Below are 22,356 nucleotides of genomic sequence, written 5' to 3'. Positions count from 1 at the left end.
TCAAATCACTCTCAAGGAGGAAATGACATGTCTTTATTGAACGAGATTTTGAGCTATAACGAAGAATTTGTACAAGAAAAAAAATACGAGGAATACCGCACGACCAAATTCCCCGACAAGCGCATGGTCATTTTGACTTGCATGGATACCCGCTTGTTTGAACTATTGCCAAAAGCGATGAACTTCAAGAATGGTGACGTCAAAATCGTCAAAAGCGCCGGCGCTGTCATCAACCACCCATTCGGCGGCATTATGCGCAGTTTGTTCGTGGCTGTCTATGAATTGAATGCCGACGAGATCTACATCATCGGCCATCACGATTGCGGCATGGCTTCCGTTAAACCCGAAGGCATCATCGAGAAGATGAAGAGCCGCGGCATTGATCAAAGCACCATTGAACTGATGGATTATTCGGGCGTCAACTTGGATGAATGGCTGATGGGCTTTGACGATGTTACTGAAAGTGTACGCCATAGTGTCGACATGGTGCGCCACCATCCGTTGATGGATAAAAAGGTCCCGGTTCACGGTCTTGTCATCGACCCGACAACCGGAAAACTTGATGTAGTGGTAGATGGCTATGAAGAACAAAAAAACCGCTGAGATTTTTCTCAGCGGTTTTTTCTTTGGAAATGGATATAATCAAGCGGAATGCCCGATTGCCCGAATTGCCGCAGCAAAGATGTCACTTGGCCGCGGTGGTAACTCGCGTGATTGATGACTGTAAACAGCATCTCATCGCGGGTATGGGTAAACTCTAAACCTTTCATGTTATGGTACGTAAACGACTGTTCCCAACTTTCTTCACTTAACGAAGCAAAATACAGCTCCATTTCCGCATGCAGCAACATGAATGCTTCCATGGCTTTTTCCACCGTTTCGACATCGAATTGTTCGAATGCGGGATTTTCCGCTCCGTTCATCCGCTTGAGCCATAGTTTCTCCACACCGATTACATGGGCAATGGTGTCGTGAATTGACGGGAACGAACTTGTTCCTGTTTGCGTGTAATGCGTTTCACCCAGTTCCTGGACGTGTCCCAACATTCGCTGGGTTGCCCATTTATGGTAATCAAACTGTTTTAGCCGATCCATCCCAACCACTCTCCCCTCAAGTTTCGAGCCATCTCCGCACATTTTTCCACCATTTTAAATAGGTGGCCTTACCCTTTCAAAAGTCATCTTCAAGAAGTGCGTAGTAATAATGGTCTTTCCATTCTCCGTTGATAAATAAAAAGCGCTTGAGCAGTCCTTCTTTTTGAAAACCTGCCTTTTCGAGTACGCGCAGCGAACCTGCATTATCTGGAGATACGTACGCTTCAATCCGGTGCAATCGCAATTGTTCAAATCCAAAAGTGGTGACTAGTTTGACAGCTTCGCTGGCAATGCCGCGGCCGATAAACTGCTCGTCCATCGAATAGCCCACCAATGCGCTGAGGAAAGGCAACCGCTTGATGCTATAAATGGAAATATGCCCGATCAACTGATTGGATTCATGTGAAAAAATACCGAAACTGTACTCACGGTTTTCGCGCGCCTGATAAATCGATTCGCGTATCTTTTCACGCTGTACCGCTATAGTGAAATAGCTGTCCCGGTGCCGCGGTTCGTAAATCGCCCAGTAATTGCGGTTTTTCTGCAATACACGCACCATATCTTCTGCGTCCTCGACCGTAAGCGTCCTGAGATAACATGTTTTTCCTTCAAACAGCAGATTCATCTTATCCCTCTTCAGCAGTCAATTTGATAAACTCTTCGACATCTTGTGTGCACAATGCAATACCTTTTTCCCAGAAAGCCTTTTGGGTAATGTCCTCCCCGAGATGCTTCATCGCTAAGTCTTCTGTACTCATGATCGCCGTATCGCGAAGCAACGCCATGTATTTTTCTTCAAAGCCCTGTCCTTCTTCAAGCGCTTTTGCATAGACACTTAATGAGAAGACATAACCGAACGTATACGGGAAATTATAAAATGGCACATCAGTAATATAGAAATGGAGTTTCGATGCCCAAAAATGCGGGTGCGTACTCGATAAGCCGCCTGCGAACGCTTCTTGTTGCGCTTGTTCCATCAATTCATTCAAGCGGCTTGCCGGAACGACGCCATTCTTGCGCTCTTCGTAAAACCTGGTTTCAAACAGGAAACGGGCATGGATGTTCATGAAAAAAGCGACGCTGCGCTGAATTTTATCTTCCAGCAAGGAAATTTTCTCTTGTGTTGTTTCAGCATTTTTCACCGCAGCATCCGCCACGATCATTTCCGCAAATGTTGATGCTGTTTCAGCAACGTTCATCGCGTAAGAACGGTTCAAATAATGTGCAGGACGCAATGCATATGTGTGGAACGCGTGGCCAAGCTCATGTGCTAATGTGGCAACGTTTGACATCGATCCACTAAAAGTCATAAAAATACGGGATTCCTCACTTTTTGGCAGCGATGTGCAAAATCCGCCCGGCATTTTATACGGACGATCTTCCGCTTCGACCCAGCCGTTCTCCAATGCATGGCGAGAAAATTGTTCCAGTTCCGGCCCGAACTTGCTGAATTGCCGGACAATAAAGTCAGCTCCTTGCCCATAGTCGAATTGCTGAGAGTTCTCGCTGATCGGGGCATCGATATCGTGCCAAGCAATTTTGTCTTTTCCGAGAATTTGCGCTTTGCGTGTCAAATAATCGGCGAAGGGCTGTTTATGTTCGCTGATTGCCTGCCACATGACATCCAAGGTTTCCTGTTTCATGCGGTTCATGCGAAGCGGCTCTTCAAGCACATTTTCCACTCCGCGCTTGTCGTACATTTGAAGGCGGAACCCGGCCAAGGAATTCAAGGTTTTCGCGAAAAGCTCTTCTTTTTCGGTCCAAGCCTCCTCCAATTTATCGTAGGCTTGTTTGCGGACTGCCGCCTCTTTATGCGAGCTCAAGTTATTCGCTTGTCCGACCGACAATGTTTTAAGTTGCCCATCCACTTCGACATCGACATTGGTTGAAACAATCAACAGGTCATATAATTCGCTCCAAGCGTGGTAGCCATCGATGCCAAGATCGGTGATCAACCCTTCTTCTTTTTCGGACAGCAGCCGTTTCGCTTCCTGGCGCCATTCCTCCAATACGAAAGCAAATTCTGTTAAGCTATCAGACGCCAATAACTCATCCCACACTGTTTGTTCAGTCGCCATCAGCGCCTGCTTGAACTTCAGGAAGGCACTTTGGAAACGGGATCTCAAAAGTGCCTGTTCACTTTGCAGCAATGCCGCAGGCTTGTCTTCTGTGTTTTGTGCCATCAAACAGCCGATATACGCGCCAGCTTGGCGGACATCCACTGACACCGCGGCTGTCTGCTCTATAAATTCGGCAATTTGTACGGCTTGTGTCGGCACTTCAAATTGCTCAGCAGCCTGTTCGAAGCTTTTAAGTTTTTGGTCGGTATCCTCCAAATGTTTTTTCAGTTCAGCCGAGTCGCTGCCCCCTTGAAAAAGACTGTCAAGCTCCCATACTTCCGGATAAATAGTGGTCATGTTGTTTCCCCCTGGTATGACGAATTTTCAAAATACATAAACTAGTATAACATTTACACTCGCTTAACGGGAATGGTGAGCAGCTTGCACTTTTCACGATATCGCCATTTTTAGGAAACTTCCTTCACTTTCTTATTGGTCGTACCCGCTTGCGAGTTTATACTGATACATGAGGAGGGATTTCATATGATTCGCATACTGCTGATGACAATCGCCTTTATCGCCGTCATCACAATGAATGCCTTGGCTAATATACTGCCGATCAACGGTCAGGCTACCGGTGAAATCTCCAACCGGCTTCCGGTGCTGTTTACACCGGCCGGTTATGCGTTTTCCATTTGGTCTGTTATATATATTCTGTTGGCTGTCTGGATCGTCGGCTTTTGGCTGCGCTCGAAAAAAGGAGTTTATCCATCAGCGCAAGTTACATTGTTTTTCGTATTAAGCGCTCTATTCAATATTGTCTGGCTGCTTTGCTGGCATTACGAGTATTTTATATGGTCAATTGCCGCGATGCTTGCTTACTTGCTATCGCTGATCGCCTTGTATCTGCAATACAATAATTTTGAGCGCGGCTTTACTGAGCGCTTGCCCATTTCTGTCAACCTTGGTTGGATCAGCGTGGCGACCATCGCCAACATCAGCTATGTCCTGACATATTATAGCTGGAGTGGCTGGGGCCTGAGTGATCAATTATGGACAGTGATTATGTTGACAGTGGCCACTGCACTTGCGCTCCATATCCGCTTCCACTACTCGGACGTCCCGCTGACGCTGGTATTTATCTGGGCGTTCGTGGCAATCGCTGCCAAGCATGGCATGGACGAGATGTTAGTCAGCACGGCAGCGCTGTTTTTGAGCGGCGTTCTAGTTACTGGCATTTTATTGATCAAGAAAAAACCGGTCCAGCAAAACTTTACACCATAAAAAAACAACCATCCTCCGATGGTTGTTTTTTTCGCTTTATTTTATTCGTACGTTTTAGCTTTCCAGTTTTGTCAGCAAAACGGGTTCGCCTTTTGTGACGAGAACGGTATGTTCGATTTGTGCGACGAGCGACTGGTCTGGTGTGATGAATGTCCAGCCGTCACCGGATTCGATGATATGTTCTGCTTTTTGGGAAATAAACGGTTCGACGGCGAGTACCATTCCTTCTTTTAAAATCGTCGTTTCCCACGCATCGTAATAATTAAGGATGTGCTGAGGCGCTTCGTGCAATGATTTCCCTACACCGTGACCAGTCAAGTTTTTGATGACAAAAAACCCTTGGTCTTTCGCTTCCCGCTCGACAGCTTTGCCGATCTGGTTGAGCTTCGCGCCAGCTTTGACTTTCAGCATGGCGCGGTCAAATGCAGATTCTGCAGCTTTGCATAATTTCTCCTTCGCATCATGCCCCTCGCCGACAACAAATGATATGCCGGTATCGGCAAAATAATCGCCGTAAGAACCCGATACATCAATGTTGACGATATCGCCTTCTTGGATGACCCGTTTACCGGGAATGCCGTGCGCCACTTCTTCATTGACGCTGATGCATGTGTAGCCTGGGAAATCATATTCCGATTTCGGCGCGGACACGCCACCCCACTCTTCAAACAAACGGCCGCCCAGTTCATCAATTTCTTTCGTTGTAACGCCTGGTTTCACAGCTGCCTTCATGGTTTCACGGATTTCAGCCACCATGCGGCCAGCTTTTTTCAAACCTTCAATATCTTTTTCAGTAGATGCTATCATACTTACCCTTCTTTCAATCTATTCTATTTGTGCATTATAACATAAATTCGGCACAAACTGCCCTGCCATGCCAGTCTAGACCGTATACCGAAAACCGTACCTTTCTCACAATTCACTGCCATAAAAAAACCGCCTAGTATTAGGCGGTTTTCTCTTATTGCGATTCCGGCTGCGTCAAGCGCGGTGCGGTAACAAAAAGCAGCGAACAGACAATGGCTGCGACGATGGCGACAGGAATCATATAAGTTGCGTTATACAGCGCCGAGTAGATAAACACGTTACCTTCAGCAAACATGCCGAAAAACAAGATGCCGGTGATGACATGCGTCACATAACGCAAAAATGAGCCAATTAATACACCGAGCGCCACCATTAATATGATTTGGCCGGTCTGCTTCGTGCGGACGGCTTGCAAATACTGTCCGCGCACGATGCCCGCGAGCCCGACAACACTATAGGCAACTAGATAATCCAGGAATACTTGCATGACGACAAAGCCGAAAGATAACGGAGCCACCGAAATAAATCCGGTGACAATCTGCAGCAAGCCGACCAGAAAACCGGTGGCAATGCCCGCTAAAATCCCTCTTCGGAACGCCATTAGCACAATCGGGATCATCACCAAACTGACCGATCCGCCCTGCGGCATACGGAACGCAATAAAGTCCAGTACAAAGCCAAGCGCTCCAAATATCGCGATCTCGACCATTAATAATACGCGTAAATTTCTCATTCCAAACTGCCTCCCTATGGATTTGCACATCACCAGAAGGGCCGTTTTTGCCGAACAATACTAAAACGGCGCCAGGACAGATCCTGGCGCCGTAAGGGCCGGTTTTCCATCCACATCCCTGCGCAAGTGTTAACTTACAGGTTCGAAGGGTAAGAACAAAACGTTCACTCTCAGCTATAGCTCCCCTTGTGGTGTATACAATTAATTCGGTATTATGTGTATTGTACACAAGGGATTTCAAGCTGGCAATCGTTTCAAGCAAAAAGGATAGGGTAGGTAGTAATTAGTAGACATTGACGAAAGGTGGTGGAGGCAGCTTGTGGGCTGCCGAATAAATGATTGATTTGTTAAAAGACTTGATTAAAATCCAGAGCGATACGAAAGAAGGGGCAAATGAAGCGTTGATGTTTTGTTCTGCCTGGTTGAAAGCCAAAGGCGAAGATGTGACGATACACGACAATAAAGGTTATTTGATGTTGACCGCGACCAAAGGAACAGGCACAGAGAAAATCATCTGGAACGGCCATGTAGATGTTGTGCCAGGACACCCCGAACAATTTTCCCCTATGGTTGAAGGCGATAAACTATACGGACGCGGCTCTGCCGATATGAAAGCCGGCGTTGCTGCGATGATGCAAGCTTTCATCGAGTTGGATGAGGCATCATTGAGACGCGAAGTACAGCTTCATATCGTGACCGATGAAGAAATCGGCGGCCGCAATACGTCCAAATGGCTGGTGGACGAAGGCTATTATGGTGATTTTGTCATTTGCGGCGAGCCGACCCAGTTGAAGATTGGCCTTCAATCAAAAGGCATTCTAAGAATGGATTTGACGTTTAAAGGAAAGCCGGCTCACGGGTCACGCCCTTGGGAAGGCATCAATGCCATCGAATCCGCGATGAAATTCCATGCCGGCATGGCCGATTTGCCGTTCCGTCAAGAATCGACGAAATACTATGAGCAGCCATCGGTTAATCTGCCGATCATCAACGCTGGCGACCGCTATAATGTCGTACCGGAAATCTGCACCATGTCGTATGACATCCGTTTTATGCCTGGGCAAGACAAAGATGAAATCGTTCGCCAAATGGTCGAGCTTGCGGAAACGGTCGGTGTCGACATGGAATACAAGGCGAGCGGCTCGACGCCTGCTTTGACAACGACGGACGAGCATCCGTATATCAAAACCTTAATGACAGCAGTCGAACAGACCACCAACGAAAACCCAATACTCTTCGGCCAGCATGGTGCGGCCGATACTCGTTATTATGCTGAAAAAACCGGCGGCGAGGGCGCTATCGAATTTGGACCGAGTGGTGACGATTGGCATGGCAACGCTGAGTACGTAGTGATTTCGAGTGTCCATGCCTATAAAAACATCTTGATCACCCATGCAGCCGCTCCGACAAATGTTTAGATCATGGCGAAAACGGGAAGTTACTATTAAACCCTTAATTGAAAATGAATGGAGCGATAAATATGGCTATTGGAAGACTTCTTAGGTCAGCAATCAAATACGGACCGATTGCATACCCGATCATCCGTAAAGTGATGAACAATAGAAAAAAGAACAACGGTGAAGTGACAGATGCATCACGCACACGCACTGACTCGAATAAACGCCGCTAAAAAAAGAAAAGGACGGAGAAAATGAATCATTTTCTCCGTCCTTTTTTCTATGTTCTATACAAACGGCAATGCCTGCCGGATGACTAGATAATCATTTCTTATGTGATGAATCGGCCCTGCTGCAGCTTCATCAACTTGCTCTTCACTATCCGGTGCTACAACTTCATCGGGAGCATCTTGTTCAACACTTTGCGCTTGCTCCGGTTGTTCCGCATCAGCCTCTTCTTGCATTTGCTGGATTTCTTCAAAGCTGAGCGGTGCTGGCGGCGGCAGTTCTGCATCTTCTACCACAAAGCCTTCGGCGTATTGTTCAAAAAAAGCATTCGCCATTTCTTGATAGCCGCTTATGTTCGGATGCACATCGCCCGCATTCGGCACCAACTCCACCGCATCTTCGCCGAAGCGCTCTGAAACACCGACGAATGTCGCACCTGCTTTTTTTGCTTCCTGCTCTAAAATAGCATTCAACTGATCGAGCTGTTTCGCAGTGCCCTGCTTTTGGCTGTCACGGGCATGCGGATACGCGAAATAATAACCCATTACATAAACATCTGCAGATGGTGCGCTTTCTGCGAGTTCCCCCAAAATCTCTCCGATGTTCTCGCGGGCGGCATTCAGCGCATAATCTGCCTGGATCTGCCCGAAGCTCAAGGAGCCATCAACCGGGTTCGGCTGCACGAGGCGCAATAAATCATTGGCTCCCGCAGACACGGTAACAATATTTGCTGAACCAAGTAATTCTGCTGCTTCGTCGGATTGGATGCTGTCCAATACGTCCGCTGTAGTGAATCCCGGAAACGCAAGGTCTTTTGAAAATAAAGCGACTGGCTGATTGCGTGTCAATTCCTGGGCAATCAAATCAGTATAGCCGCTGTCGATGGCACGGTCCGGCGTCTGCCCGGCAGCCAGCGAATCGCCGATCGCGACGTAGACGGCCGGCACCTGCATTTCAGCAGATGCCGCAGCCGCCGAGCCTGTGAATAAAAGTCCTGCCAATAACACACTTACTGTTTTCTTCATTTGCTCACCTCGCTAGAATGCCCAATTGCCGCTGCGGAAAATCGCTTCGGTCTTGCCATCGGCCGTAATGCCGTCAATATCCATGCTATTCGATCCGATCATAAAGTCCTCATGGACGATCGATGTATTCAAGCCATAGTCCTTCAACTGTTCACGTTCCAAGTCTTTGCCGCCTTCAAGGCAGGTCGGATAGGAATCGCCAATCGCTAAATGATTCGACGCATTTTCATCAAACAAAGTATTGTAAAATAAAATGCCGGAAGCTGATATCGGCGACTGGTGCGGCACAAGCGCCACCTCGCCAAGGTAAGCTGCACCTTCGTCCGCTACAATCAATTCATCAAGCAGTTCTTGGCCGACCGCCGCTTGTGCTTCTACAATGCGGCCGTTTTCAAAACGCAAGCTAAAGTCATCGATGCGGTTGCCTTGGTAAATGAACGGCTTCGTGTTGCGCACGACACCGTTTACTTGTTCTTTCAACGGGACGGTATACACTTCTTCTGTCGGCATATTGGCGATAAATGGAACTCCGTCCGGCGTGCGGGATGCGCCGCTCATCCAAATATGGGCTTTCGGCAAACCGATGGTCAGATCAGTGCCAGGCGCTCGGTAATGCAGTTTTTCATAGCGCCTTTCGTTGAGCAGCGCTGCCCGTTGTTCGAGTTTTACAATATGCTGCTGCCAAAGTGCAACTGCATCCTCTTCCCCGATGCGCACCGTCTGAAAGATTGCCTGCCATAAAGCGGCCATTTGGTCTTCTTTGTCCGGAAATACTTTTTGTGCCCATTTCTCCGATGGAATCGCTACGATCGACCAAGCGATTTTATCGGATCCAACTGCTTGTCGGTATCGTTCCAGCGCTTTGCCAGATGACTTTTGCGCATCGCTCAAACGCTTTGCCGGAATCCCCGTCAATAAATCGGGATCTTCAGCGTCGATCCATAAAAATGCGCCTTTCTTATCGATAACTGCATCGCGCTGAGCGACGACCCAGTCCGGAAACTCATGGAACGCGCTATCCGGCGCGAGTTCATAATGCGTCCGCGTAATAATTGGGTCCGAAAATGCGACATGCACATGTTTTGCGCCAGCCTCATAGGCTTTTGCCACAACCAAGCGCGTAAATTCCACCGTATCGGTTGTCGTCGCAATCAACAGTTCCTGGCCCCGCTGGACATTGACGCCAACACGGACTGCCAGTTCTGCATATTGCGCTAACTTTTCTTCAAAAGTCATCGGTTTTTCCCCTTTGCCGAAATGGTTTTGCTATTGCCTTCGACTAATTCCCCGCCGTGCATGATTTTCTGCACCGCTTTATCCGGCAATTGCTTGATTAATTTCTTATAATACTTCTCATCCGCATACGCAAGAAGCGTCAGTACTTCGCCGTCGGCACCTGCGCGTCCGGTTCTGCCTGAACGGTGCAAATATTGCTCAATCGACATTGGTACATCGACGTGGACGACATGCGTCACTTGGTCGATGTCCAATCCACGCGCCGCCACTTCCGTTGCAATCAATACAGCCGTGTCGCCTTTGCGGAAATCATCGAGCGCTTTTTTGCGTTCTTCTTTTTTCATTTCGGAATGCAAAGTCGCGATTTTGGCATCGCGGAACTTCAATTTACTTTCTTTCATCAGCACTTGGTCCAAGCTATTGACAAATGCCAAGGCTTTGACGCCCTTCATATGCGACAGGCTGCGCAATAAATCGGTCTTGTCCCGCTCATCCACTTTGATGAACGAATGCGTCACTTTTCCTTGCTTCGGCAAATCTTCCGCCGACACTTGCAGGCGCGTCGGATGCTTCATAAGGCGCTCCGCCACCAGTTCGATTTCTTCAGTAATCGTCGCCGAGACCAACACTAGCTGGCGTTCCTGCTGTGTTTTTTCGATCAAATCTTTCATGACGCCGCGGTGCTCACGCGCCATCAATTGATCGCCTTCATCCAAGACCATAATGCGGACTTCATGCATTTTCAGTTTTTTGCTTTTGACCAGTTCATTTAATCGGCCTGGCGTACCGACGACAATTGTCGGCTTTTTCTTAAGCTTATCCAATTGTCGCTGGACGTTTGCGCCGCCGATCAGTGGCGTGACCGTGACATCCGTTCCCTCTGTCCATTCGCGCAAGACGTTGACGATCTGCATCGATAATTCTTGCGAAGGGGCGATAATCATCGCTTGGGTATTCGGTTTTTTCGGATCGACGCGCTGGAGAATCGGCAGAATATAAGCCAAAGTTTTTCCTGAACCTGTCGGCGATTCAGCAACGATGTCATTGCCGGCGACCATTTCAGGAATCATCTGTTGTTGAATCGGCATCAACTCGGTAAAGCCTGTTTCTTTCCATTTTTCCTGCCATACAGGGCTCAAATCTTCTATACATTTCATGTGCCATTCCACCTTCTTTTCAATGCCTTAAGTGTACCATATCCAGCGCGCATACGCCTTTTTCGGCATAGGAAAAGGCGGCTCCATCTCCGGAAAACCGCCTCCTTCTCTAATCTGCGTAACGCTGTTTATAGACCCGTTCTTTTTCTTCTTCCGTTGCATGCAAGTCCGGCTTTTTTATGAACAACGCCAATATTAATGATGCGATTGCAATAAAAGTCGACACGGTGAAGGAAAAATTGATGCCTTCAAGCATTGCCGGTATCATCGCCGCCTGTTCAGTAGCACCGGCAGCGATCAAGTTTTGTGCTGCCGATTCAGTCCGCGTATTCATAAGCGTCACAAGAAATGCCGAACCGATGGCACCGGACACCTGCTGCAAGGTATTATTGATCGCCGTGCCGTGCGGATAAGCCGTTGCCGGCAATTGATTGAGGCCGTTGGTCATGACGGGCATCATGACCATCGAAATACCGAACATGCGCAAAGTATAGATTGCCATAATTTCATAGTAGCCCGTTTCAAATGATAAATTGCTGAACAGGAATGTCGTATAGACGACAATCGTCAACCCCGATATCGCCAGCACCTTGGCGCCGTAACTGTCAAATAACCGTCCTGTCACCGGCGACATGATGCCCATGATGATCGCACCGGGCAGCATCAACAGGCCGGATTGGATCGGTGAGATGCCCATGATGGTTTGGACATAAATCGGCATCAAGATCATTGCCGAGAACATCGCCATCGACAAGGTCACCGAAATGATCGACGATAGCGCAAACATCGGATGCTTGTAAACACGCAGTTCGAGCAGCGGTTCATCAAGTTTCAGTTGCCGGAGTGTGAACATCAACAAAGCGACGAGGCCGACCGCGATCGTCGCATAGACAGCCGGGCTAGCCCAGCCGAGTGAACCGGCAGAACTGAATCCGTAAAGGATGCCGCCAAAGCCGATACTCGACAAAATGAGCGACAGTGGATCCAGCGTCAGTTCCCGGTTTTGGAACGTTAAATTTTTCAACTTAAAAATGCCGAGCAGCAGCGGAATGAGCGCCACCGGCAAAACGATGAAAAATAACACGCGCCAAGAATAATTCTGGACGATAAAGCCGGAAAGCGTCGGCCCGATTGCCGGCGCGACGATCATGACCATCCCGAACAAGCCCATCGCTTGCCCTCTCTTTTCAATCGGAAACGCAGCGAGTATGACGTTCATCAATAAGGGCATCATCAAAGCAGAGCCGGATGCCTGGACCATGCGCCCTGCAAGCAGAATGCCAAAGCTCGGTGCAAGTGCGGCAAGCAAGGTCCCGAGTGAGAACAAGGACATCGCGACGATAAAGATGGCACGGTTTGAATAGCGTTGAATCAAGTAGGCACTGGCCGGAATCAAAATGCCGTTGACGAGCATATAGCCGGTGACCAGCCACTGGACCGTGGCGGCATCGACTTGCAAATCGTTCATGATTTCCGGCAGCGCAATGTTTAATAAGGTTTGATTGAATATCGCCACAAATGCACCTGTGAACAGGATGGCGATAATTCCATATGGTGGTTTCGTTGTATCTTTCATCTTTCTTTTCCTCCGTCTCGCCGACTGCATTCGGCAAATTAAACTCTATCGACATATTTTATACTCGCAGTATAATTATTACAAGAAAGATGAATCAACAAACTGAAAACATTGATTTACCCAACCTCAGGCGTTATGCTTTTGCTATACTAACAGTCCAAAAGGGGATATTATGAATCCTAAAAAACAGCAAATCGTTCATGCCGCTCACCGCTTATTCATCCAAAAAGGCTATAACGCCTCCTCGATTCAAGACATACTCGATGAAGCCGGCATTTCCAAGGGCACATTCTATAATTATTTTACGTCCAAGTCGGAATGTTTGATCGCCTTGATGGAAGCGATCAGCGAAGATATCCGCACAGAGCGCATCGCTGCCGCATTCGGCCGGTCGCCATCCGATGCGGATCTGCTTGCCAAGCAATTGGCGATCCGCATCCGCATGAACCACGAGAAAAATTTGTTCTCGCTTTATGAAAGCATATTCTACTCGCAGGATGAAGAGCTGAAGGCGTTCGCCAAAAGCCAGTACATTAGTGAATTGAACTGGATCAAGGATCGCATCATCGACTTGTTCGGTGAACAGGCACGGCCCTATGCTCTTGAAAACGCCGCCATGGCAAACGGTGCGCTCCAGCAATTGATGCACGTCTGGCGACTCAGCACAGACCAGCAATTGCCGCTCGAAGAATTGACCGACTATATCGTGCGCCGCATGAAACAAGCAGTGGAAATTCAGTTAACCGACGGCGAACGTTTCTTGTCCGACTTATTTCTCCAGGAGCCATCTGAACAAACAACGCTGGTGGACAGCTTAAAACAACTCGAGCGCTTCGCCGTTTCAGCCGAGCTGCCCGAACAGCAAGAGCTATTAACGTTCCTCGCACAAGAACTTGCTGCCCAAAAGCCGCGCATGGCTCTTATCCACAGCGCATTGACGACTTTAGGGACGCATAAAGGCTTAGATGGTCAATTGCAAATGACACTTGAACAAATATGGCGGCAATTGAAATAAACTGAAAACAGCCTCTTCGCATACTATGCGAAAAGGCTGTTTTCTTATGGACGTTTACGCCCTTTTGTTGTTTGTTCAAAGGCATAAGCATATTCGATGAGCTTAGGTTCATCAAACGCCTGCCCGGCAAATGTGATACCGAACGGTTCGCCATTTGGCGTCTGGCAATATGGCACGGTAATCGATGGGAATCCAGCAGCCGCTCCGATATTGCAGCCAAAATCCTGCGGCAATAACAGCGCATCAACCCCCGCTTTTTGAAGGCTTGTCTTCATCCCTTGCTGCGCCGCCAAAAACCGGTTGCGCTCAAGCGCTTCGACGTATTCCCTTTCTGTCAGCATGCCGCTTAACCGATCGGCTTGTTCGAGCAGGTTGTGTCCGAACTTCAGCATCGTATCCGCATGTTCTGTATTAAAGGCGATTACATCAGTCAATGAACGGATCGGCTGTTGTGGGTTGGAAGCGGCCAAATAGGCATTCAGGTCAGCTTTGAATTCATGAAGCAATACCGCAAAACCGAGATCTTCCTGATCGGCTCCGAGGCTGATGTCCTGAATGTCCGCACCGCTTATGCGCAGCTGTTCCAGCGCTTTTTCAAACGCATCCAATTGGTCGCTGCCGATCTCTTTGAATAACTCACGATCAACACCGAAACTGACACCGGACAGCCCATGTGGATTCAAGTGCTGATGCCAATCGTAGCCTTTAAACATTTCAGCGAATGCAGTAATCACATCGTCATCGTCTGTACCAATCAATGTCTCGAACACCGTGACGGCGTCTTCTACAGTTCGGGCGAGCGGCCCTGCCGTATCTTGTGTGTGCGACAAAGGGATGATGCCGGAACGGCTGATAAGCCCAATGGTCGGCTTGATGCCTACTAAGCTATTTTGCGCAGCCGGATTGATGATCGAACCCGATGTTTCGGTGCCGACTGCAGCAGCTGCCAAATTCGCAGCGACCGCGGCTGCTGAGCCTGAACTCGAACCGCCAACATCGAATGCGCCGTAAGGGTTTTTCACTTGGCCGCCGCGCGAACTATAGCCATTGGTCATTTTATCGCTCATGAAATTAGCCCATTCGGTCATATTCGTTTTGCCAAGAATAACCGCTCCCGCTGCACGCAATTTTTCAACCACTTTGGCGTCGCGCAGCGCATAATTATTTTCCATGGCCAGCGATCCGGCACTTGTATGCATCTTATCATTCGTATCGATGTTATCTTTAATGAGCAGCGGAATGCCATGAAGTTTCGAGCGCGGACCTCGTCGTCTTCGTTCAAAATCGAGCGCTTGCGCCGTCTGCAATGCGTCTGGGTTGATTTCCAGCACAGCATTGAGGTTCTCGTTGCGCAACGAAATATTTTCTTTGTACATCAACACCAGTTCTTCCGAAGTGATATTGCCCAACTGCATTTCTTCCTGCATTTGAGCGATGCTCATTTCGTCCAAATTGCCTGTGCGATAGCTTTCCAGTTTTTGATGATGCATGCTTGTCCCTCCTGTAATATCTAGAATGGGCAGTCATTTTTCTGCAAAAACAACAAACAAACCAGCATTTGCTGCTGTGAATATTAAAAAAGCCTGAGCTCATGAGCTTAGGCTTTTATCGGTGTGTTCTTTTAGCAGTTCGTATAAGGACAGTTCGTAAAGCTGTCGGCCGTTAATCTTAAAAACATTTTTAGCAACCAGTTCTTCGATCACCAGCGACCGTTTATCCTCAAACTTGGATGTGGGTATGTGTTCCATCTTGCCTCAACTCTCCTTGCACATAATCTCACTCCTTCTATACCCGAAATGAAATACCCCTAAAACCTGCCGACCGAAAAAAATCCATTGTTTCTCATTTTTCGGGGTAGGTTTCCTGTAAATACTGCACGGCATTGCGAATCAGAACTTTTAATACTTGTGGATCAATATCGCTAAGCTTATTGATATAGACGCATGATTTCCCTGATGTGCATTTGCCGAGCCGTTCAAGTGCATCCGGTTCGCGCTCCGCACAGCCGGTAAGATACAAGCTGATTTTCGCTTTGCGCGGGGAAAATCCAGCAAGCGGTGCGTCGCCTTCATGGCCCGTCGCATAACGGTAATGGTAAGATCCGAATCCGATAATGCTATCTCCCCACATTTTCGGCGGATAACCGGTCGACTGTTCAAAAATTCCCAATAATTTATAGGCATCCTCTTTCATGTCTGGTTTTTGAACTGTTTCGATGAACTCGGCTACATCGCCGCCATGCTCTTTCGTTTTCTGTTCATACATGGTCATTCCTCCTCTATTTAGTTGTCTTACAGAATCTGCTCTCTCTTCAATAACATCTTGAACTTTGCGAGTTTTTTCCAATTAACCCCATTCGACTTGCTCTGTGGTATGGAGCTCGGCTATGTGTTTCCAGTCATTTATCTGGAGGATTCTTCAACTCGAAATCAAAGTGACACACATTTTCCCGGATACCGAGCGACTCGTAAAGTATTACAGCAGCTGTATCGATGGGATCCGCTTGGACGAAAACTACCCTGGCTCCCAATTCGGTGGCTTCTTTTTTCAAAAAAACAATAAGCTCTGTAGCGATCCTTTTTCTACGATGTTGGCTATCCACTGCTAAATCATAGATATATACTTCGCTCCGCTGCTGCTCGAACTTATCCAACACATAGGCAACAAGCCCTCCGGCAACGCGGTCATCCATGAGTGCTACACAGACGATGACATGATCTTTCGATAACAATGACAGCAAATATTCATCCGTCGGCTGGTGTCCAAGATACGTGTCGGTCTCATCAAAAGCCTCAGCAAAAAGACTGTTCAATTGCCTGAAAAAACTGAGCGAACCGGCATCATTGATGAGCCGTTTGTATCGAATACTTTGTGTCATATTCGTCGTTTCCCCTTTCCTCAAACCACTGTGCAACTCCCTAGATAGCAATTTCCTTGCGCAACACTTCTACATAAACATCGAAGTCATAATGCTTCAAGACCATCAAACCCCTCAAGGTATTCATAGCTCCAATTTTGTTCGTCTCCATTTGGAAATGCACACGCCCCGAATATTGAGATCCTCTCGTTAAATAGCCTTTTGTGAATTTTTTCTTAAGGACATCCAATCCTTCCTTTAACGCTGGATCATAAGGGTAACGGATAGCCGCAAAATAACTTAGTGATCGCAAGACGTCATATTTCCATCTCGTGGGAAAATGAAAATCGACGATGTAGGGCAAAATGAGTTCTCCGGTCGACTCTCTCTTCATCAGTTTTTTGCGCAGCAAATACGCTTGCCCCGTTTGGATTTGCTCTTTGATTACTGGAAGCGAATGAGTATAGCCATGATTTTCATAATCCGCATAAGCTTCAAGAACCGATAAGGTGGTGTGAATAGAGCTTTTTCTGCTTGGCCCGTGAACGGCAGCACAATTCCAGCCACCATCCGGCATTTGCATACTACGTAAATAATGAATCATTTCCTCAATAATGGAGGCAGGCTGCTGGCCATAGCTTAGTAAACTCACGAGCATCGCCACGACACAGACATCATCTTCCACAGACTGTTCCGGATTCCACATGTTATGGAGCAAGGTATTCAACCCATGCTGATAAACGGCATGGTGAGGGTCTATTTCCAGAGATTTTAGATCTCTCAGTGTGTAGAAGGTCGATGTCCATTTAGGCCCATAAATACCGTTCCCCCATGTTTGATGCTCGCTATCGTACCGAGAGAGAAATTTACCGATCCAACCGTCTTCTGTATAAGGACTTTGTTCACCCAATAAATAGATCTGTGCCTGCCTTTTGACGGCAGGATCGCTATTCAACAAAATATCGATAATCTTCATAGCCTACCCCTCCCACTGAAACGACTCACTTGCTATCAGCTTCCACTCAAGATTCAAGCATCAAATTGTTTTTTAAAACGGGAAACAAGCTCCTCAATTTGTTGTTCTCTTTTCTTATTGGACCAATTGATGACGCCCGCTGCGTCGACCTGACCGCCTTTTTCTTTGATCAGTTTCTTCATTTTAGAAAGAGCAAAACTGCCGCCCATCCACTTGTAGCGGAATTGCTGGGTTAGGAAACACGATACATGCTTCGCCTTAATTTCAGGCACTTGTTTCATATACTGCGAAAATCCAGGACATAAATTAAAAGCTTGCACCCATGCACCAAAAATCAAAGCATCATATCCCGCGACTTCTGGCATAAAATCCAATTCAACATGTTTCGGGTCGGCTTTCGACTCTGCATTGTCGATGTTCTGCATGCGAATCAACGTCACTTTATGGCCATCCATCCTCAATTCATCTCGTAGTTTTTCACCGACAAGTAACGTGTGTCCTGTCTGAGAGTGCACGATAATACCGATATTCATAATTTAATGCCTCCTATTCATTTAAATGAGCCGATTTGAGTAATTACTCTCAATACAGCTTTTGGCGATGGAAACAAAGAAATTCACTTTATCAACCCCGGTTCTAGCAACTCAATTCACTACTTACTTCCATATGTATTCTAAATTTCCTTTATTCCACGCCTTTTATTGCAGGATGGTTGTTCGCAGCTAGTTCCTGAGCTTTTTCTCAATATCTTTACTGTCCACTAAAAACAGAAAAAACCCGCGATGCTATGATCGCGGGCAAGCTTAGAACAGTTCATAATAATAAAGTTTTGTGTTCATTCTTCAGCAGTCAGCTTCTCGTCAGCCACGCAACACATTCGACGTGCGTGGTTTGCGGAAACATGTCGACCGGCTGAACTTCCTGCGTCCGGTAGCCGCCATCTTCCAAAATGCGCAAGTCGCGTGCAAGTGTCGCCGGATTGCAGGACACATAGACGATGCGGTCAGGCTTTTGTTCAAGCATCGTCTGCAAGAGCGCTTCGTCGCAGCCTTTTCGCGGTGGGTCGACGACGAGTACATCGGCTTCCTTGCCATCTTTATACCAGCGCGGAATGACTTCTTCTGCCGGCCCTGCCTCGAATAAGGTATTGGTGAAACCGTTCAAGTCGGCGTTGCGCTTCGCGTCTTCGATCGCTTGCGGGACGATTTCCACGCCCATGACGAATTTCGCACGCTGTGCAAGGAACAGCGAAATCGTACCGATTCCGCAATACGCATCGATCACCGTTTCGCTTCCCGTCAGCCCCGCGTAGTCAAGCGCCTTCCCGTACAGCACTTCCGTCTGTTCGGGGTTGACCTGGTAGAACGAACGCGCAGAAATTTCAAAGCGCACATCGCCGATACGGTCTTCGATGATGTCCTTGCCCCATAGCTTGATGGTTTCGTTTCCGAAAATGACATTGGTTTTTTCCGAGTTAACGTTTTGCATAATCGATGTCACCGCCGGTAATGCCGCACGGATCAATTCCACGGCGCGCTCGGCTTGAGGGAATTTCTGCTTCTTCGTCACCAATACGATCATCAACTCACCCGTCACGCGGCCTTTGCGGATGACGACGTGTCGCAGCATGCCGCGGTGCGTCTTTTCCTCGTAAGGCTCGATGCCCATATCCTGCAGATTGCGCTTGAGCGATGCCATCAAGGTGTCCGCTTCCGGTGTTTGGATCAAGCAGATGTCGGTATCGGCAATGCGGTGCGAGCGCGGTTGGTAGAAACCGGCGACGACACGGCCGTCCTCTTGGCCGAACGGAATCTGTGATTTATTGCGGTAGCGCCACGGGTTGTCCATGCCTTTGACCGGATGGACCGGCACGTCCGGCAGTTTACCGAGACGCGCCATCGCATCACGGACGACTTTTTCTTTGTATTTCAATTGGCCTTCGTAAGACAAGTGCTGTAATTGGCAACCGCCACAAATCTCAAACACAGGGCACGGCGCATCGATGCGATCAGCGGATTTTTCTTCGATCGAGATTAGTTTGGCAAAGCCGTATGATTTTAAGGTTTTCAACACATGCACCGTGACAGTTTCCCCGGGCAATGCCTCTTTGATAAACAGCGGATAGCCGTCTACTTTGGCGACGCCGGCACCGTCATGCGTCAAGTCTTCGACATAGACCGATAAGCGGTCATTTTTCGTTACTGGTTTCATTACGTTCACTCCATTTCACATTTCCTTATTGTATCATATCCGCTTTTCACACAGTAAAAAACTGCGGCGGGAAGTTCCCGCCACAGCTTTTATTTTCTGCCTTTCGTTACCGGCCCGTCTTTCAGCGATATCCAAAAGCCGACGACAATCGCCAAAATGATCACCAGAAACGGCGCATAGAAAATGAAAAAATTGGTCATTCTTGTTGGCCTCCTTTAGGCGTGGTAATCCGATTTCCCTTTGACATAATCTTTGTCGAACAGGAACAAACGGAATAGCAAGTACAAGGACGGCAAGAGAAGCCCGAGCCCTGCAATAAAGGCGATGATCAACGCAATCGCCATCGATTCATTGGTAAAGCTATCGTAAATCGTCAAATGCGGATACAGCAAATATGGATAATGCGATGCACCGTAAGCGAAAAACGCGGTAAAGAACTGGCCGACGAGCAAGATGAACGCCATGCCGTAATTGCGCCGCTTCCAAACCAAGTAGACGGTGCCGAGGAATAATAGGAACGACAGCGCGAACATCCACCAAAGATCGAGCAGATTGGCGTAATGTTCCGGGTTATGGCCGCGCAGCTCAAAGATGATGCCCGTCGCCGTGATGATGGTCGGCCCTGCCCAGATAAGCGCATATTTACGCAGCAGATCCGTCGCTTTGTCGTCGCCCGCTTTCCACGAATACCAGGTCAGGAATACAGCCGAAATATAAAGAACTGCGGCAATGCTCAAAACGACGATGCTCCACATCAAGGGGCTAGTGAACAGCGCCCAATAATCGAGCGACGGCTGTCCGCCTTCAAGCCTCATAAAGCCGCCTTCCGAAATGGCCAGTACTGGCGACAATGCCGCCGGCAACAACAAGCCGGATAAGCCGTACATGTAGATATAACCGCGGTGATTGATTTTCGCGCCGTACGTCGCAAACGCGTAGTAGGACCCGCGTATAGCAAGCAGGATAAGCGCGATGCTTGCCGGAACGAGCAAAGTCGTGCCGTAATAAAAGGCGGTTTGCGGGAAGAACCCGATAATGCCGACAAAGAAGAACACGAAAAAGACGTTCGTCACTTCCCATACCGGCGACAAATACCGCTGGATAACTCCTGTTAAAATATGCTGTTTGTCTGAAAAAGCACTGTAGGCATTAAAGAATCCAGCGCCGAAATCAATCGACGCCACAATGACGTATAGGAACAAGAACAACCACAATACCGAGATTCCGATAATTTCTAGTGTCATTCTTCTTCACCGCCTTTGTTCGATTCACGCATTGCCAATTCTTCTTCCACTGGATTGCGTTTGTACATGCGGGTCAAGACAACGACCGTCCCGATGCCGAGAATGACGTACAGCCCGGCGAACAGCACAATCATCAAGTCGACGTTTCCGCTTGTCGTCGCACCTTCGCTAGTCTTCATATAGCCGCGCAAAATCCACGGTTGGCGCCCGACTTCAGTGAACCACCAGCCGGCTTGAATTGCCAGCATCGCCAGCGGTCCGCTCATAACCGTCAGCCAGCGGAACCAAGTCTTGGTGATGATCGGCCAGCCACGCCATGCCCCGACAACAAACACGAAGGAGAAGAACGCCAGCCACATGCCGAGGGTGACCATCGTATCGAACAAGTAATGGATCCACAGCGGCGGAATTTCATCTTCCGGGAATTCATTCAAGCCGATCACTTCTGCATCCGGCACACCGTGCGCCAAAATGCTTAATGCATATGGAATGCGGATTGCGTATTTTGCTTCGTCTCCGTCCAATATGCCGAACAGGATGAGATCCGCTTCCGATTCTGTTTCAAAATGCCACTCGGCAGCCGCCAATTTTTCCGGCTGGTATTCTGCCAAGTATTTTCCGGAAAAGTCGCCGATGATCGCGGTTGCGATCGAAAAGACCAATCCAAGCTTCATCGTCAAGAACAAAGCTTTCTTATGGTAAATATGGTTCGACCCGCGCATCAACCGGTATGCAGCAATCGATGCCAGCACAAACGCGCTCGTCATGAATGCCGTCGATAATACGTGCGCCACTTTCGTCGGCACCGCCGGGCTGAACATCGCAAGCAGCGGGCTGATGTTGACCAGTTCGCCGTTCAACACTTCAAAACCTTGCGGTGCGTTCATGAATGAGTTGACGATGGTAATGAACACCGAGGAAGCTGCCGCACCCAGTGCTACCGGAATCAACAGCAGGAAATGCTTGCGCTGGTCTTCAAAGCGGTCCCACGTATAAAGATAGATTCCAAGGAAAATCGCTTCAAAGAAAAAGGCGAATACTTCCATAAACAGCGGCAAAGCGATGACATTCCCTGCCATCTGCATAAAGTTTGGCCACAATAAAGATAACTGAAGGCCGATTGCCGTACCGGTCACAACGCCGACCGCGACGGTGATGACAAATCCTCTTGCCCAGCGGCGTGCCAGGAGGATATAATGCTCGTCGTTTTTCCGAATTCCCACCCACTGGGCAATCATGATCATGAGCGGGACCCCGACACCGACCGTAGCGTAGATGATGTGGAAAGATAAGGTCATTAAGGTCAATATACGGCTCTGTAAGGCCACATCTTCAAATCCCAAAATTCTCGTCCCCTTTACTTGGGCCAAGGCCCGTTATATGTTTTATTGTACCTCAAAGGGCTATATGGAGACTTCTCAAAGGCATTAGAAACGCGGCTATGTTTGAATAAGCT

Annotated in this window: 24 protein-coding genes and 1 riboswitch; of the genes, 5 read left to right on the top strand and 19 right to left on the bottom strand. The window is 48.2% G+C overall.

Annotation, left to right across the window (positions count from 1 at the left end):
• Positions 1–27 precede the first annotated feature (27 nt).
• Positions 28–603 (top strand): beta-class carbonic anhydrase, encoded by a 576-nt coding sequence (locus ACFO5U_RS00265; protein ID WP_377275643.1) that lies wholly within the window; start codon positions 28–30, stop codon positions 601–603.
• 8 nt (positions 604–611) lie between these two features.
• Here ACFO5U_RS00265 and ACFO5U_RS00260 read toward each other — a convergent pair whose 3' ends face one another.
• From ACFO5U_RS00260 to ACFO5U_RS00250, 3 genes are all read right to left on the bottom strand, one after another.
• A complete protein-coding gene (locus tag ACFO5U_RS00260) occupies positions 612–1,094 on the bottom strand; it encodes a DinB family protein (RefSeq protein WP_377275641.1) in 483 nt (160 codons plus the stop codon).
• 76 nt (positions 1,095–1,170) lie between these two features.
• Entirely contained in the window at positions 1,171–1,719 is a 549-nt protein-coding gene (locus tag ACFO5U_RS00255; protein ID WP_377275639.1) for a GNAT family N-acetyltransferase, read from the bottom strand.
• A 1-nt stretch (position 1,720) separates the two neighbouring features.
• Positions 1,721–3,511 carry a M3 family oligoendopeptidase gene (locus ACFO5U_RS00250; RefSeq protein ID WP_377275637.1) on the bottom strand — a complete coding sequence of 597 codons (1,791 nt, stop codon included), beginning with the start codon at positions 3,509–3,511 and terminating at the stop codon, positions 1,721–1,723.
• Between the two features lie 186 nt (positions 3,512–3,697).
• Between ACFO5U_RS00250 and ACFO5U_RS00245 the strand changes: the two genes are divergently transcribed.
• Positions 3,698–4,438, top strand: a complete 741-nt coding sequence (locus ACFO5U_RS00245) for a tryptophan-rich sensory protein (protein ID WP_377275635.1) — start codon at positions 3,698–3,700, stop codon at positions 4,436–4,438.
• A gap of 54 nt (positions 4,439–4,492) precedes the next feature.
• On the opposite strand, the gene map is transcribed toward ACFO5U_RS00245, so the two are convergent.
• Both map and thiT read right to left on the bottom strand, forming a co-directional pair.
• Entirely contained in the window at positions 4,493–5,245 is a 753-nt protein-coding gene (gene map / locus ACFO5U_RS00240) for a type I methionyl aminopeptidase (protein WP_377275634.1), read from the bottom strand.
• Between the two features lie 154 nt (positions 5,246–5,399).
• A complete protein-coding gene (thiT, locus tag ACFO5U_RS00235; protein ID WP_377275632.1) occupies positions 5,400–5,978 on the bottom strand; it encodes an energy-coupled thiamine transporter ThiT in 579 nt (192 codons plus the stop codon).
• A 98-nt stretch (positions 5,979–6,076) separates the two neighbouring features.
• Positions 6,077–6,175, bottom strand: a riboswitch (TPP riboswitch).
• 138 nt (positions 6,176–6,313) lie between these two features.
• On the opposite strand from thiT, the gene ACFO5U_RS00230 reads away from it, so the two are divergent.
• Positions 6,314–7,396, top strand: coding sequence for a M20 family metallopeptidase (locus ACFO5U_RS00230; protein WP_377275630.1), 1,083 nt, complete (start codon positions 6,314–6,316; stop codon positions 7,394–7,396).
• Between the two features lie 62 nt (positions 7,397–7,458).
• The gene (locus ACFO5U_RS00225; RefSeq protein WP_377275629.1) at positions 7,459–7,608 is read left to right on the top strand and encodes a hypothetical protein; all 150 of its coding nucleotides are present in this window, start codon (positions 7,459–7,461) and stop codon (positions 7,606–7,608) included.
• A gap of 54 nt (positions 7,609–7,662) precedes the next feature.
• On the opposite strand, the gene ACFO5U_RS00220 is transcribed toward ACFO5U_RS00225, so the two are convergent.
• The 4 genes from ACFO5U_RS00220 to ACFO5U_RS00205 all read right to left on the bottom strand — a co-directional run bounded on the left by ACFO5U_RS00220 (position 7,663) and on the right by ACFO5U_RS00205 (position 12,597).
• Positions 7,663–8,628, bottom strand: a complete 966-nt coding sequence (locus tag ACFO5U_RS00220) for an SGNH/GDSL hydrolase family protein (RefSeq protein ID WP_377275627.1) — start codon at positions 8,626–8,628, stop codon at positions 7,663–7,665.
• 12 nt (positions 8,629–8,640) lie between these two features.
• Positions 8,641–9,864 (bottom strand): aminopeptidase, encoded by a 1,224-nt coding sequence (locus ACFO5U_RS00215; RefSeq protein WP_377275625.1) that lies wholly within the window; start codon positions 9,862–9,864, stop codon positions 8,641–8,643.
• Entirely contained in the window at positions 9,861–11,021 is a 1,161-nt protein-coding gene (locus ACFO5U_RS00210) for a DEAD/DEAH box helicase (RefSeq protein WP_377275624.1), read from the bottom strand. Before ACFO5U_RS00210 ends, ACFO5U_RS00215 begins: the two co-directional genes overlap by 4 nt.
• 109 nt (positions 11,022–11,130) lie before the next feature.
• Positions 11,131–12,597: an MDR family MFS transporter gene (locus tag ACFO5U_RS00205; RefSeq protein ID WP_377275622.1), complete on the bottom strand. Its 1,467-nt coding sequence runs from the start codon at positions 12,595–12,597 to the stop codon at positions 11,131–11,133.
• Positions 12,598–12,769: 172 nt separating this feature from the next.
• On the opposite strand from ACFO5U_RS00205, the gene ACFO5U_RS00200 reads away from it, so the two are divergent.
• A complete protein-coding gene (locus ACFO5U_RS00200) occupies positions 12,770–13,612 on the top strand; it encodes a TetR/AcrR family transcriptional regulator (RefSeq protein ID WP_377275621.1) in 843 nt (280 codons plus the stop codon).
• Positions 13,613–13,656: 44 nt separating this feature from the next.
• Here the strand turns inward: ACFO5U_RS00200 and ACFO5U_RS00195 are convergent, their stop codons facing one another.
• From ACFO5U_RS00195 to ACFO5U_RS00150, 10 genes are all read right to left on the bottom strand, one after another.
• Entirely contained in the window at positions 13,657–15,102 is a 1,446-nt protein-coding gene (locus tag ACFO5U_RS00195) for an amidase family protein (RefSeq protein ID WP_377275619.1), read from the bottom strand.
• A gap of 99 nt (positions 15,103–15,201) precedes the next feature.
• Positions 15,202–15,360 (bottom strand): Fur-regulated basic protein FbpA, encoded by a 159-nt coding sequence (gene fbpA, locus ACFO5U_RS00190; protein ID WP_377275617.1) that lies wholly within the window; start codon positions 15,358–15,360, stop codon positions 15,202–15,204.
• A gap of 94 nt (positions 15,361–15,454) precedes the next feature.
• On the bottom strand, positions 15,455–15,877 hold the full coding sequence (locus tag ACFO5U_RS00185; protein ID WP_377275615.1) for a DUF1801 domain-containing protein: 423 nt from the start codon (positions 15,875–15,877) through the stop codon (positions 15,455–15,457).
• Between the two features lie 133 nt (positions 15,878–16,010).
• Complete coding sequence (locus ACFO5U_RS00180; protein ID WP_377275613.1) at positions 16,011–16,490, bottom strand: GNAT family N-acetyltransferase; 480 nt, start codon at positions 16,488–16,490, stop codon at positions 16,011–16,013.
• A gap of 40 nt (positions 16,491–16,530) precedes the next feature.
• Positions 16,531–17,445 (bottom strand): prenyltransferase/squalene oxidase repeat-containing protein, encoded by a 915-nt coding sequence (locus ACFO5U_RS00175; protein ID WP_377275612.1) that lies wholly within the window; start codon positions 17,443–17,445, stop codon positions 16,531–16,533.
• 53 nt (positions 17,446–17,498) lie between these two features.
• Positions 17,499–17,978: a flavodoxin family protein gene (locus ACFO5U_RS00170; protein WP_377275610.1), complete on the bottom strand. Its 480-nt coding sequence runs from the start codon at positions 17,976–17,978 to the stop codon at positions 17,499–17,501.
• A gap of 316 nt (positions 17,979–18,294) precedes the next feature.
• Positions 18,295–19,656: a 23S rRNA (uracil(1939)-C(5))-methyltransferase RlmD gene (gene rlmD / locus ACFO5U_RS00165; protein ID WP_377275609.1), complete on the bottom strand. Its 1,362-nt coding sequence runs from the start codon at positions 19,654–19,656 to the stop codon at positions 18,295–18,297.
• A gap of 89 nt (positions 19,657–19,745) precedes the next feature.
• On the bottom strand, positions 19,746–19,856 hold the full coding sequence (gene cydS, locus ACFO5U_RS00160; protein ID WP_377275607.1) for a cytochrome bd oxidase small subunit CydS family protein: 111 nt from the start codon (positions 19,854–19,856) through the stop codon (positions 19,746–19,748).
• 15 nt (positions 19,857–19,871) lie between these two features.
• Positions 19,872–20,900 carry a cytochrome d ubiquinol oxidase subunit II gene (locus ACFO5U_RS00155; protein ID WP_377275605.1) on the bottom strand — a complete coding sequence of 343 codons (1,029 nt, stop codon included), beginning with the start codon at positions 20,898–20,900 and terminating at the stop codon, positions 19,872–19,874.
• Positions 20,897–22,243: a cytochrome ubiquinol oxidase subunit I gene (locus ACFO5U_RS00150; RefSeq protein WP_377275603.1), complete on the bottom strand. Its 1,347-nt coding sequence runs from the start codon at positions 22,241–22,243 to the stop codon at positions 20,897–20,899. Before ACFO5U_RS00150 ends, ACFO5U_RS00155 begins: the two co-directional genes overlap by 4 nt.
• Between the last annotated feature and the right edge of the window lie 113 nt (positions 22,244–22,356).

The organism is Planococcus dechangensis (genome assembly GCF_042654465.1).
GTDB classification, from domain to species: Bacteria; Bacillota; Bacilli; order Bacillales_A; family Planococcaceae; genus Planococcus; species Planococcus dechangensis.
This window is presented reverse-complemented; position numbering and strand designations above follow the sequence as displayed.

Bases quoted from the DNA above. Each gene is read 5' to 3' on its own strand.
- ACFO5U_RS00265 (WP_377275643.1), top strand. From the start codon at position 28: ATGTCTTTATTGAACGAGATTTTGAGCTATAACGAAGAATTTGTACAA.
- ACFO5U_RS00260 (WP_377275641.1), bottom strand. From the start codon at position 1,094: ATGGATCGGCTAAAACAGTTTGATTACCATAAATGGGCAACCCAGCGA.
- ACFO5U_RS00255 (WP_377275639.1), bottom strand. From the start codon at position 1,719: ATGAATCTGCTGTTTGAAGGAAAAACATGTTATCTCAGGACGCTTACG.
- ACFO5U_RS00250 (WP_377275637.1), bottom strand. From the start codon at position 3,511: ATGACCACTATTTATCCGGAAGTATGGGAGCTTGACAGTCTTTTTCAA.
- ACFO5U_RS00245 (WP_377275635.1), top strand. From the start codon at position 3,698: ATGATTCGCATACTGCTGATGACAATCGCCTTTATCGCCGTCATCACA.
- map (WP_377275634.1), bottom strand. From the start codon at position 5,245: ATGATAGCATCTACTGAAAAAGATATTGAAGGTTTGAAAAAAGCTGGC.
- thiT (WP_377275632.1), bottom strand. From the start codon at position 5,978: ATGAGAAATTTACGCGTATTATTAATGGTCGAGATCGCGATATTTGGA.
- ACFO5U_RS00230 (WP_377275630.1), top strand. From the start codon at position 6,314: ATGATTGATTTGTTAAAAGACTTGATTAAAATCCAGAGCGATACGAAA.
- ACFO5U_RS00225 (WP_377275629.1), top strand. From the start codon at position 7,459: ATGGCTATTGGAAGACTTCTTAGGTCAGCAATCAAATACGGACCGATT.
- ACFO5U_RS00220 (WP_377275627.1), bottom strand. From the start codon at position 8,628: ATGAAGAAAACAGTAAGTGTGTTATTGGCAGGACTTTTATTCACAGGC.
- ACFO5U_RS00215 (WP_377275625.1), bottom strand. From the start codon at position 9,864: ATGACTTTTGAAGAAAAGTTAGCGCAATATGCAGAACTGGCAGTCCGT.
- ACFO5U_RS00210 (WP_377275624.1), bottom strand. From the start codon at position 11,021: ATGAAATGTATAGAAGATTTGAGCCCTGTATGGCAGGAAAAATGGAAA.
- ACFO5U_RS00205 (WP_377275622.1), bottom strand. From the start codon at position 12,597: ATGAAAGATACAACGAAACCACCATATGGAATTATCGCCATCCTGTTC.
- ACFO5U_RS00200 (WP_377275621.1), top strand. From the start codon at position 12,770: ATGAATCCTAAAAAACAGCAAATCGTTCATGCCGCTCACCGCTTATTC.
- ACFO5U_RS00195 (WP_377275619.1), bottom strand. From the start codon at position 15,102: ATGCATCATCAAAAACTGGAAAGCTATCGCACAGGCAATTTGGACGAA.
- fbpA (WP_377275617.1), bottom strand. From the start codon at position 15,360: ATGGAACACATACCCACATCCAAGTTTGAGGATAAACGGTCGCTGGTG.
- ACFO5U_RS00185 (WP_377275615.1), bottom strand. From the start codon at position 15,877: ATGTATGAACAGAAAACGAAAGAGCATGGCGGCGATGTAGCCGAGTTC.
- ACFO5U_RS00180 (WP_377275613.1), bottom strand. From the start codon at position 16,490: ATGACACAAAGTATTCGATACAAACGGCTCATCAATGATGCCGGTTCG.
- ACFO5U_RS00175 (WP_377275612.1), bottom strand. From the start codon at position 17,445: ATGAAGATTATCGATATTTTGTTGAATAGCGATCCTGCCGTCAAAAGG.
- ACFO5U_RS00170 (WP_377275610.1), bottom strand. From the start codon at position 17,978: ATGAATATCGGTATTATCGTGCACTCTCAGACAGGACACACGTTACTT.
- rlmD (WP_377275609.1), bottom strand. From the start codon at position 19,656: ATGAAACCAGTAACGAAAAATGACCGCTTATCGGTCTATGTCGAAGAC.
- cydS (WP_377275607.1), bottom strand. From the start codon at position 19,856: ATGACCAATTTTTTCATTTTCTATGCGCCGTTTCTGGTGATCATTTTG.
- ACFO5U_RS00155 (WP_377275605.1), bottom strand. From the start codon at position 20,900: ATGACACTAGAAATTATCGGAATCTCGGTATTGTGGTTGTTCTTGTTC.